The 10039-nt window shown below is 61.8% G+C and carries 14 protein-coding genes and 1 tRNA gene; 14 read left to right on the plus strand and 1 reads right to left on the minus strand.

Annotated features, from left to right (window positions below; translation table 11 throughout):
* Positions 1-681: 681 nt before the first annotated feature.
* Positions 682-756: transfer RNA gene (locus HEP69_RS09030), tRNA-Thr, on the minus strand.
* A gap of 84 nt (positions 757-840) precedes the next feature.
* Between HEP69_RS09030 and HEP69_RS09035 the strand changes: the two genes are divergently transcribed.
* From HEP69_RS09035 to yacG, 14 genes are all read left to right on the plus strand, one after another.
* On the plus strand, positions 841-1011 hold the full coding sequence (locus tag HEP69_RS09035; RefSeq protein WP_290558189.1) for a hypothetical protein: 171 nt from the start codon (positions 841-843) through the stop codon (positions 1009-1011).
* Between the two features lie 4 nt (positions 1012-1015).
* Positions 1016-2284 carry a UDP-N-acetylglucosamine 1-carboxyvinyltransferase gene (gene murA, locus HEP69_RS09040; RefSeq protein ID WP_290558190.1) on the plus strand — a complete coding sequence of 423 codons (1269 nt, stop codon included), beginning with the start codon at positions 1016-1018 and terminating at the stop codon, positions 2282-2284.
* Positions 2281-2748 carry a DUF2948 family protein gene (locus HEP69_RS09045; protein ID WP_290558191.1) on the plus strand — a complete coding sequence of 156 codons (468 nt, stop codon included), beginning with the start codon at positions 2281-2283 and terminating at the stop codon, positions 2746-2748. Before murA ends, HEP69_RS09045 begins: the two co-directional genes overlap by 4 nt.
* Positions 2749-2751: 3 nt before the next feature.
* Positions 2752-3252, plus strand: coding sequence for a GNAT family N-acetyltransferase (locus tag HEP69_RS09050; protein ID WP_290558192.1), 501 nt, complete (start codon positions 2752-2754; stop codon positions 3250-3252).
* Between the two features lie 31 nt (positions 3253-3283).
* The gene (gene hisD / locus HEP69_RS09055) at positions 3284-4585 is read left to right on the plus strand and encodes a histidinol dehydrogenase (RefSeq protein WP_290558193.1); all 1302 of its coding nucleotides are present in this window, start codon (positions 3284-3286) and stop codon (positions 4583-4585) included.
* Positions 4586-4590: 5 nt separating this feature from the next.
* Positions 4591-5070: a UPF0262 family protein gene (locus HEP69_RS09060; RefSeq protein WP_290558194.1), complete on the plus strand. Its 480-nt coding sequence runs from the start codon at positions 4591-4593 to the stop codon at positions 5068-5070.
* Between the two features lies 1 nt (position 5071).
* Positions 5072-5533, plus strand: coding sequence for a low molecular weight phosphatase family protein (locus HEP69_RS09065; RefSeq protein ID WP_290558195.1), 462 nt, complete (start codon positions 5072-5074; stop codon positions 5531-5533).
* On the plus strand, positions 5530-5916 hold the full coding sequence (locus tag HEP69_RS09070) for a ketosteroid isomerase-related protein (protein ID WP_290558196.1): 387 nt from the start codon (positions 5530-5532) through the stop codon (positions 5914-5916). Before HEP69_RS09065 ends, HEP69_RS09070 begins: the two co-directional genes overlap by 4 nt.
* A complete protein-coding gene (locus HEP69_RS09075; RefSeq protein WP_290558197.1) occupies positions 5913-6506 on the plus strand; it encodes a GNAT family N-acetyltransferase in 594 nt (197 codons plus the stop codon). The genes HEP69_RS09070 and HEP69_RS09075 overlap by 4 nt, the downstream gene beginning before the upstream one ends.
* A 93-nt stretch (positions 6507-6599) precedes the next feature.
* Complete coding sequence (locus HEP69_RS09080; RefSeq protein ID WP_290558198.1) at positions 6600-7487, plus strand: carbon-nitrogen hydrolase family protein; 888 nt, start codon at positions 6600-6602, stop codon at positions 7485-7487.
* Positions 7488-7557: 70 nt separating this feature from the next.
* Positions 7558-7776, plus strand: coding sequence for a translation initiation factor IF-1 (gene infA, locus HEP69_RS09085; protein WP_005978431.1), 219 nt, complete (start codon positions 7558-7560; stop codon positions 7774-7776).
* A gap of 164 nt (positions 7777-7940) precedes the next feature.
* Entirely contained in the window at positions 7941-8537 is a 597-nt protein-coding gene (locus HEP69_RS09090; RefSeq protein WP_290558199.1) for a nucleoside triphosphate pyrophosphatase, read from the plus strand.
* Positions 8534-9556: a ribonuclease E/G gene (locus tag HEP69_RS09095; RefSeq protein ID WP_290558200.1), complete on the plus strand. Its 1023-nt coding sequence runs from the start codon at positions 8534-8536 to the stop codon at positions 9554-9556. Before HEP69_RS09090 ends, HEP69_RS09095 begins: the two co-directional genes overlap by 4 nt.
* Positions 9553-9747, plus strand: a complete 195-nt coding sequence (gene yacG, locus HEP69_RS09100) for a DNA gyrase inhibitor YacG (protein WP_290558201.1) — start codon at positions 9553-9555, stop codon at positions 9745-9747. The genes HEP69_RS09095 and yacG overlap by 4 nt, the downstream gene beginning before the upstream one ends.
* Positions 9748-10039: the final 292 nt, after the last annotated feature.

Genomic DNA, 10039 nt, shown 5'->3' on the forward strand with positions numbered 1-10039 from the left:
CCGAGGCAAACGTCTACGCGGCTCTGGAAAGAGCAAACATGGCCGCGTAACTAAGATCAATCAGCCTCCGGCAAACCCGGCGCGGTTCATAGGTCTCACTAAGAAGTACGCTTGCTAACTTTGTCAGACCCAAGGTTGCGATGCCTACGGAAAGTCTGTGCCGCGTGACAAGCTCGAAGGGGAGGTTGGAGAGATGGTCAAGTTACTTCAACCTGCTCCAAAGCTGATTGAGATGGCGACGGCTATGTTCAAAGCCGCGTGGGGCGCAAGACGCGCGCAGGTAAAAAACATCCAAGCCTCCGCCAAACGTGAAATTCAGCGTCTCGAGAAAGAAACCGAGACCGTTCTTGCCCGTATCATGTCGACTGAAAACGAAATCATCATTCGGCGCTACGAGGAGAAGGTGGTTACGCTCGAAAAACAGAAGGCGCTAATGGTTGAAAACCTAGCCCAACAAGCCGAACCAGATGGGGCGTTCGAAGAAAAACTAGAACTGGCGTTTCGTCTCCTATCGAACCCCTTTGAAATATGGGATCAGGGAACTACCGCAGCCCGTAGATTGGTGCTGAAACTGGCGTTTGTGGAGCCAATCGAATACCACCGAAATAAGGGTGCTAGAACTGCCGCTTTGTCGTTCCCGTTCAAAGCTTTAGGGGGAGATGCAGAAAGCCAGTTCTGCTATGGTGCTGCTGGAGAGAATCGAACTCTCGACCTCTCCCTTACCAAGGGAGTGCTCTACCTCTGAGCTACAGCAGCGCCGTGGGCGGCCTATTAGACCCAATCTTGTAGGCGCGCAAGCGTAATCTGGACGCTGTGCTGCCGCTGGGATAGACAGGCTATATGGCGCAGAATACACCACCTGAGAAACCGGCAAGACCGGGAAAAAACCGCGAAGATCGGCTCAAGGCGGCGCTCAAGGCCAATCTGGCCCGGCGCAAGGCGCAGGCACGGGCGCGCAACACAGATGACAGCAGCGCCGAGGCAGCAAAAACAGGCAAGGCCAAAGGGTAAAGCAATGGATCAGATCATAGTCACGGGAAACGGGGCGCTTTCGGGGCAGATCCCGATTGCGGGGGCCAAGAATGCCTGTCTCACGCTGATGCCCGCAACACTGCTGAGTGAGGAGCCGCTGACGCTGACCAATGCACCGCGGCTCAGCGATATCCAGACGATGACGGCTCTGCTCCAATCGCTGGGTGCCGAGGTGACCAGCCTGCAAGACGGGCAGGTGATTGCGATGTCGAGCCATGCAATCGACAACCACACAGCGCATTACGATATCGTTCGGAAAATGCGCGCCTCGATCCTGGTCTTGGGGCCGATGCTGGCGCGGGAGGGGCACGCCGTCGTCTCGCTGCCCGGGGGGTGCGCGATTGGAGCGCGGCCTGTCGATCTGCATCTCAAGGCACTGGAGGCGATGGGCGCGGAACTGGAACTCAAGGACGGCTATGTCCATGCCTGCGCTCCGGGCGGGCTTAAAGGAGGCGTGGTCGCGTTTCCGTTCGTATCGGTGGGGGCGACGGAAAACGCGTTGATGGCCGCGACCCTGGCCAAGGGTACCACGGTTCTCAAGAACGCCGCCAAAGAGCCCGAGATCGTGGATCTCGCCCAGTGCCTGAGGAAGATGGGGGCGCAGATCGACGGCGAGGGCACCGAGACGATCACCATTCAGGGTGTGGATCGGTTGCATGGCGCCACCCATCCCGTGGTCACCGACCGGATCGAACTGGGCACCTATATGCTGGCTCCTGCCATTGCGGGCGGAGAGGTTGAACTGGTCGGCGGGCGCCGCGATCTGGTGGAGGCATTTTGCCAAAAGCTTGAGGCGACTGGCGTTCATATCAATGAGACCGACGCAGGTCTGAAGGTCTCGCGCAATGGCAACGGGATCCAGGCGGTCGATGTGACAACCGAGCCGTTCCCAGGCTTTCCCACCGATCTGCAGGCCCAGATGATGGCGCTTTTGTGCACGGCGGACGGGGTAAGCGTGCTTGAGGAGCAGATCTTTGAGAACCGCTTCATGCATGCGCCGGAACTGATGCGCATGGGCGCGCAGATCGACGTGCATGGCGGCACAGCGACCGTCACGGGCGTGCCACGGCTCAAGGGCGCGCCGGTGATGGCCACCGATCTGCGCGCCTCCGTTTCCCTGATCCTGGCCGGCCTTGCGGCGGAAGGTGAGACGGTGGTCAGCCGGGTCTATCACCTTGACCGCGGCTATGAGCATGTGGTGGGCAAGCTCAAGGGCGTGGGCGCCCTGATCGAACGGGTACGGGAGACGTGACAGACGCACGTTTTGAGGACGGACATGAGGCCCCTCTGCACCTGGGCGCGATGGAGGAGGAGGATCTCAAGGTTCTCTCGAGCCTCGTTCAGGATGCCATCTTTCCCGTGACCGAAATGACCTGGCGGCCTCGGGAAAGGCGGTTCGCGCTTTTGCTCAACCGGTTCCGATGGGAGGATGCGGGCCGCGATCGCCACGGTGCCGAACGGGTGCAGTCGGTGCTGGCCGTGGATCAGGTCCAGCGCGTGGCCAGCCAGGGGATCGACCGATCGGATCGGGACCTCGTGCTGTCGCTTCTTTCTGTCGCGTGGGAGCCGGCCGAGGAGGGTGCTGGCCATGTCCTGATCACGTTGGCCGGGGATGGGGCGATCCGCCTTGAGGTAGAGGCGCTGGAGGTCACGCTCAAGGATGTCACGAAACCCTATCGCGCGCCATCTGGCAAAACACCCGATCACGGGGCCTGAGCGATGCGCCATGAAGTCCGCACTCTCACCCCGGCCGATCAGCCCGATTGGCGGCGGCTGCGGCTTGACGCGCTGGAGCGTTACCCGGCGGCCTTTCTGACCACCGCCGGAGAACAACGCGCGCGCCCCTCATCGGTGGATCGGGCGGCCTTGTCTGGAGGCACCTGGCGCGGGCTCTTTCTGTCGCATGAGATGATCGGCATCGGGTCGTTGAGACCGATGCAGCAGCAGGCCTGTGCGCACCGGATGGAGCTGGGCGCGTTCTATGTCGTCGAGACGCATTGGGGGTCGGATGCGGCGCAGCTTTTCATCGACACGATCGAAGCCGAAGCGCGTCGTCGTGGCGCCACGCAACTTGAGTTGTCGGTGGCAGAGGATAATCCGCGCGCCATTCGGTTTTATGAGCGCAACGGGTTTGAACGCTTTGGAGTTCAGCCGCGCGCGATCATATTGGACGGCGTGCCACAGGACGATTTCTTCTACGTCAAGATGCTTGACCGTTGAGGCTTGGGGACCGCTGGAGTAAAGCCTTGCCATGGTACAATTTCTCGATACCTCCCGGCCCGATTTCGACGCCCGCTTTGCGGCCCTTCTGGGTGCCAAGCGCGAAGACAGCCCGGACGTGGACGCGGTCGTGGCGAACATCATCGCGGATGTACGGGCGCGTGGCGATGCCGCTGTTATCGAACTTACACAACGGTTCGACCGGCTTTCGCTGACCCCTGAACGCCTGGCTTTTTCCGCGGAGGAGATTGCGGCCGAATGCGCCCGGGTCGGTTCCGAGGATGCGCAAGCGCTTGAATTGGCCGCTCGGCGCATTCGTGCATATCACCTGCGCCAGATGCCGACAGACACGCATTGGACAGACGAGACGGGTGCCATGCTGGGCTGGCGTTGGTCGGCGGTGTCGGCGGCGGGGCTTTATGTGCCGGGCGGGTTGGCCTCCTATCCGTCGTCGGTCCTGATGAACGCGGTCCCGGCCAAGGTCGCGGGTGTTGAACGGTTGGCCATTGCGGTGCCCACGCCGGACGGTGTGGTAAACCCGCTGGTGCTGCTTGCGGCGCGGATCGCGGGCGTGGATGAAATCTATCGCATCGGTGGTGCGCAGGCGATTGCGGCGCTGGCCTATGGCACCGACACTATCGCGCCGGTCGACAAGATCACCGGGCCCGGCAATGCGTTCGTCGCGGCGGCCAAGCGGCGGGTCTTTGGCAAGGTGGGCATCGACATGATCGCGGGCCCGTCCGAGATACTGGTCATTGCAGACGCAGATAACGATCCCGACTGGATCGCCCTGGATCTGATGAGCCAGGCCGAGCATGACGAAAGCGCCCAGGCCCTCTTGATCACCGATGATGCCGCCTTTGGTCGGGCGGTGGCCGAAGCGGTCGAGGCGCGGTTGCAAACGCTCGAACGTCGGGCCATCGCCGGGGCCAGCTGGCGCGATTTTGGCGCGATTGTCACCGTGCGCGATATGGACGAGGCCGTGGCGCTGTCAAACCGGATCGCGCCCGAGCATCTGGAGCTATGCGTGGCCGATCCCGACGCGTTGGCGGCCGGTTGCACGCATGCCGGTGCGATCTTTCTGGGTCAGTGGACGCCCGAAGCGATCGGCGATTACGTGGGCGGGCCGAACCATGTGTTGCCCACCGCGCGCTCGGCCCGGTTTTCGTCGGGGCTGTCGGTGATGGATTTCCTTAAACGCACCACATTGGCGCGGATGACACCGGACGCGTTGCGTGCTATTGGCCCCGCGGCTGCGCGGCTGGCGCAATCGGAAAGCCTTGAGGCGCATGGCATGTCCGTGCTTGCAAGATTGGACAGGTTGAACAGGTGAGTATGATGTCGCGCATTATTGAGATCGAGCTGGATGACGCGGGCCTGCCTCCTCCGACGCCGGAGATCGAACAGGAACGAAAAGTGGCGATCTTTGACCTGCTTGAAGACAACACCTTTGTGCTGCCGCAGCGCGAGGACCGGCAGGTGCCCGAGGGCCCTTACAAGATGAACCTGTCCATCCGCGACAAGCGGCTGGTTTTTGATCTGCTGACCGAGGCTGACGACAAGGCGGCCGAGTTCCATCTCTCGCTCAGCCCGTTCCGGCAGGTGGTCAAAGACTATTTTCAGATCTGCGAAAGCTATTTCGACGCGGTCAAGAACCTGCCGCCCAGCCAGATCGAGACCATCGACATGGCGCGGCGCGGGATTCACAACGAAGGCAGCCGGGTGTTGCAAGAACGGCTGGAAGGCAAGGCCGAGATCGACACCGACACCGCGCGCCGTCTCTTTACCCTGATCTGCGTTCTGCATTTCGGGGGCTGAGGTGACCGAACCCCTCCCTCAATCGGTGCTGTTTTGCTGCGACCACAATGCAGTCCGGTCACCGATGGCGGAAGGGATCATGAAGAAGTTTTTCGGCACCGGTACCTATGTTCAGTCGGTTGGCGTCTACAACGACATGGAAATCGACGGCTTTTCCATCGCGGTCTGTCAGGAGATGAATGTGGAGCTGTCGCGGCACCGTTCGCGCTCGTTTGACGAGATGGAGGAGTGGGGCGACGATCTGAGTTCGTTTGACGTGGTGATCGCGCTCTCGCCCGCGAGCCAGCGCCGCGCGCTGGAACTGACACGGTTCTATCATCTGACGGTGGAATACTGGCCGATCATTGATCCATCGGGTTTGGGTGAAACGCGGGAGGCCAAGCTGAACGCCTATCGCCAGGCCCGCGATCAGATCATCGGAAAACTGACGGGAAAATGGGGCGAGCCCACGGAGGTGCAATGAGTGCGGTTGTCGACAGGTATTTCGCGGCGTTTAATGCAGCCGATGTGGCGGGGATGCTGGACTGTCTGACTGACGATGTCGCGCATCACGTGAACGAGGGGAAGGTGCGCGTCGGAAAAGAGCTGTTTGAGAGGTTCTGCATGCATATGCGCGGGACCTACCGTGAAGAGCTGACCGATATGGTCATCTTTCAGACCGGTGACCGGGCTGCGGCGGAATACATCGTGAACGGCACTTACCTCAAGACCGATGACGGCCTGCCCGAAGCCAAAGGCCAGACCTATTGCCTGCCTGCCGGGTCCTTTTTTGATCTGCGCGACGGCCGGATTTCGCGGGTGACGACCTATTACAATCTGGCCGACTGGATCGGCCAGGTGTCGTGATCGAAACCCGCGTGCTGACCGGCGCGGCGCTGGCGGCTGCGCTGGAGGATGTCGCACGGCTGCGGATCGAAGTGTTTCGCGACTGGCCTTATCTCTATGATGGCGATCAGGCTTATGAGCGCACCTATTTGCAGGCATACCGGGACAGCGCGCGGGCGATCCTCGTGGGGGCTTATGACGGCGCGCGATTGGTGGGGGCGTCCACCGGCGCGCCACTGGGCGATCATGCCGTTGATCTCGCGGCGGCGTTCGCGGGGCAGGCCATGGCATTGGAGGAGGTGTTTTATTGTGCGGAATCGGTTTTATTGTCTTCTTACCGCAGCCAGGGCATAGGGCATCGGTTTTTTGATCTGCGCGAGGCGCATGCGCGACGGATGGGGTACGTTTGGTCGGCGTTTTGTGCAGTGGAACGCCCTGCGGATCATCCCGATCGGCCGAAAGCCTACCGCCCGCTTGACACATTCTGGACCGCGCGCGGATATCGGCCTCTTTCGGGTGCGGTTGCGTCATTTAGCTGGAAGGATCTGGGACAGGCAGCAGAGACCGCAAAACCGTTGCAGTTCTGGATCAGGCGGCTTGAAGAGGCGTGACGTGATCCAAAGGCGCGCGCTTTGCGCGCATTCTTTTTGTTTTGTGCCTCCGGCGGGGATATTTCCAGGCCAGAAGAAGCAGGGAGCGAGACGATGAAAGTGGCGGCTGCGGCCTATGCGTTGGATGTACTGGAAAGCTGGCAGGCGTACGAGGACAAGCTTGCCGCCTGGGTTGCGGAGGCCGCGGGGGCCGGAGCGGAGTTGCTGGTATTTCCCGAATATGGCGCGATGGAGTTGGCGACGCTGGCGGGGCCGGAGGTCGCGGGTGATCTGGAAGGCTCCCTGCACGCGGTGGCCGACCGTCTGGCGCGCGCCGATGCGGTTCATCAGCGACTGGCGGCGGATTATGGCGTGCATATCCTTGCCGCCTCCGGCCCTGCCGCAGGCAATCCTCGCCCCGTTAATCGCGCGCGCCTGATTACGCCAGAGGGTGCGGTGGGCGTGCAGGACAAGCAGATCATGACCCGCTTCGAGCGGGAGCCCTGGGATGTCGCGCCGGGCGGGCCGCTTCGGATTTTCGAGACCGATCTGGGGCGGATCGGCGTGCTGATCTGTTATGATGCGGAATTCCCCTTGCTGGCGCGCGCGCTGGCGGAGGCCGACATCATTCTGGTGCCCTCGTGCACCGACGCGTTGTCGGGCTATTGGCGGGTGCGAATCGGGGCTATGGCCCGCGCGTTGGAAGGGCAATGCATCACTGTCATGTCCTCACTGGTGGGCAAAGCCGATTGGTCGGAGGCCGTCGACATCACAACTGGCGCGGGCGGCATTTTCGGCCCGCCTGACAGGGGGTTTCCTCCCTCGGGTGTTCTGGCTGTGGGCGAGATCGGCCAGTGCGGCTGGACCTATGCACAGATCGATCTGCAGGCTATTGCCGCAGTGCGCCGTGACGGTGATGTCTTGAACCGCGCCCATTGGGAAGATCAACCCAGCCGCGTTCAATCCGTCACAACCATACCGCTGCGCGCAGAACGTCCTTGAAAAATGTGCGGATTGGCCCCATTTAAAGGCGCGCTCGCAGATTGGCGGGCGAATGAGAGAAGGAGAGACCATGGCCAAGGAAGATACGCTCGAATTTCCCGGTGTCGTGAAGGAACTCCTGCCCAATGCGACGTTTCGGGTCGAGCTTGAGAATGGCCATGAGATCATCGCGCATACGGCAGGAAAGATGCGTAAGAACCGCATTCGTGTTCTGGCAGGCGACAAGGTACAAGTTGAAATGACGCCGTACGATCTGACCAAAGGGCGGATCAATTACCGGTTCAAGTAGCGCGACCCGCGGGGTCGCGCAGTGCGGGGACAGCGATTTGCGCAGCAAATTGCGACCCGTCACCCTGAAACGAGTCTGGGCGCGATGATGTTTGGCCATGTCGTGGCCAGCGATTAGCTTTCAAGGACTGGGCCTTTGACCGGCCCTTCATTCCGGGGTCCCCAATGACCAGCCAATTGCACAAACCCGCCCTGATCCTGGGATCGGGCAGCCCGCGTCGGCGCGCGCTTCTGGCTCAGATCGGCCTGGAAGCAGAGGATATCCGCCCCCCGGATATCGACGAAGACCCGATCAAAGGCGAGCTTCCGCGCCCCTATTGCGCGCGCATGGCGCGGCAAAAGGCCGAAGCGGTCGTGGCCGGTGTGGATGAGATTGTCCTTTGCGCCGATACCACCGTGGCGCTGGGCCGCCGTATTCTGGGCAAACCTGCCGATGCGGGCGAGGCGGCGCAGTTCCTGCATCTGATGTCGGGACGCAGGCACCGCGTGATCACGGCTGTGGCAGTGCGCCGGGGTGAGCGGATATGGGAGAAAGACGTGGTGAGCCAAGTGCGGATGAAATGCCTTTCGGATCGCGAAGTGAACGCCTATATCGCCACCGGTGACTGGCAGGGAAAGGCCGGCGGTTACGGCATTCAGGGACCTGCGGGCGGGTTTATTCCCTGGATCAGCGGTTCGTTCACCGGGATTGTCGGCCTGCCTTTGACCGAGACGGCGGGCCTTTTGCAGGCGGCGGGATATCCGGTCTGGGGGATCTCGTGAAGGGGCGGAGCATCCTGTTGGATCATCTGGGGGCGCGCAAGGCTGCGGCCCTTATGGTTGATGGGCAACTGGACGATCTGCTTGTCGAAGCCGATGCGCCTGCGCCCGGTACGATCTATCGCGCCGTCGCCGACCGCCCCGTCAAAGGGCAAGGTGGCGTGTTTCTCAAAACCCCTGATGGCGCAGCTTATCTGCGCCAGGCCAAGGGGATCAGGCAGGGTGAGACGCTCACCATCCAAGTGACGGGTTACGCCGAGCCCGGCAAAGCCATCCCGGTAACGACGCGGGTCCTTTTCAAGAGCCGCTATGCGATTGTCACACCGCACGCGCCGGGTCTGAACATCTCGCGCCGCATTCGTGACGATGACGAGCGTGACCGTCTGCTTGTGCTGGCACATGAGGGGATGGAGGGTGAGGACATGGGGTTGATCCTGCGCTCGGCCTGTGCGGGGGCGGATGCGGATGACATTGCCGCCGACATCGCGGAAATGCGGACCATGGCGGATACCGTGATGGCCGATCTGAGCGACCATGCAGAGGTATTGGTGCTGGGCGATGATCCCTGGCAGCTTGCCTGGCGCGATTGGAGCGATCCGGCCGAGATTGTCCAAGACCCGGGCGCGTTCGATACCCATGGTGCGACCGATGCCGTTGCCGCGGCACGCGATGCGCGGGTGCCTTTGGGCGCGCAGGCGTCGATGTTCGTAGAGCCGACCCGGGCCCTGGTCGCTGTCGACATCAATACTGGAGCGGATGGATCCTTTGCGTCCGGTCTCAAAGCGAATATCGCGGCTGCGCGGGCGCTCCCTCGGGCGCTGCGCATACGTGGATTGGCGGGACAGATCACGCTGGATCTGGCGCCCATGGCCAAAAAGGATCGCCGGGGGTTTGAGGCCGCACTTCGCGCCGCGTTTCGCGCCGATGAGGTGGAAACGGTACTGGCCGGATGGACTCCGCTTGGCCATTATGAGTTGCAGCGCAAACGCGCGCGCATCCCGTTAAGTGAGGTGATCGGATGAGCTGTCCCATTTGTCAGGCCGAAACAGAGCCGAGGTTTCGCCCGTTCTGTTCCAAGCGCTGCGCGGATGTCGATCTGGCGCGCTGGTTCAACGGTGGCTATGCTGTGCCCTCGGAGGATCCCGATGATGCCGAACGGGCCTTGGATGAGGTTGAAGCGTTGATTAAGGCAGAGGATCGCAAGCCGCATTGAAGGCGATGCGTGCGCCGGGTGGCGGACAGAACCGACCGCCGCGTGACCCGTCGGCCCTGTCCCCTTGGCGCCCAGCGGGCGGGTGGCTTTTTCTCTGCCCAATCGACCCTCGCCCAGTGGCGGGCCCCTCTAAGGCCATACCGGGTTCAGCGCCCAAGGCTCCCGGTTCGGCCTGGCCCCGTGTTCACGGAAAGACCGTTACCCAAGGGGTGTAATTCGCGCGCTAAAGCGTCCGGCCGAAAACCTGAATCGTTGGGATTCCCATGAATGCTGATTTGTGATTCATCCTGTT

The sequence above is a fragment of the Aestuariivita sp. genome (assembly GCF_021404545.1).
Classification (GTDB): domain Bacteria; phylum Pseudomonadota; class Alphaproteobacteria; order Rhodobacterales; family Rhodobacteraceae; genus Aestuariivita.

What these genes read in the sequence shown, in the direction of transcription:
- HEP69_RS09035 (WP_290558189.1), top strand. Translation starts at nt 841, where the DNA reads ATGGCGCAGAATACACCACCTGAGAAACCGGCAAGACCGGGAAAAAAC.
- murA (WP_290558190.1), top strand. Translation starts at nt 1,016, where the DNA reads ATGGATCAGATCATAGTCACGGGAAACGGGGCGCTTTCGGGGCAGATC.
- infA (WP_005978431.1), top strand. Translation starts at nt 7,558, where the DNA reads ATGGCCAAGGAAGATACGCTCGAATTTCCCGGTGTCGTGAAGGAACTC.
- HEP69_RS09070 (WP_290558196.1), top strand. Translation starts at nt 5,530, where the DNA reads ATGAGTGCGGTTGTCGACAGGTATTTCGCGGCGTTTAATGCAGCCGAT.
- HEP69_RS09060 (WP_290558194.1), top strand. Translation starts at nt 4,591, where the DNA reads ATGTCGCGCATTATTGAGATCGAGCTGGATGACGCGGGCCTGCCTCCT.
- HEP69_RS09050 (WP_290558192.1), top strand. Translation starts at nt 2,752, where the DNA reads ATGCGCCATGAAGTCCGCACTCTCACCCCGGCCGATCAGCCCGATTGG.
- HEP69_RS09090 (WP_290558199.1), top strand. Translation starts at nt 7,941, where the DNA reads ATGACCAGCCAATTGCACAAACCCGCCCTGATCCTGGGATCGGGCAGC.
- HEP69_RS09080 (WP_290558198.1), top strand. Translation starts at nt 6,600, where the DNA reads ATGAAAGTGGCGGCTGCGGCCTATGCGTTGGATGTACTGGAAAGCTGG.
- hisD (WP_290558193.1), top strand. Translation starts at nt 3,284, where the DNA reads ATGGTACAATTTCTCGATACCTCCCGGCCCGATTTCGACGCCCGCTTT.
- yacG (WP_290558201.1), top strand. Translation starts at nt 9,553, where the DNA reads ATGAGCTGTCCCATTTGTCAGGCCGAAACAGAGCCGAGGTTTCGCCCG.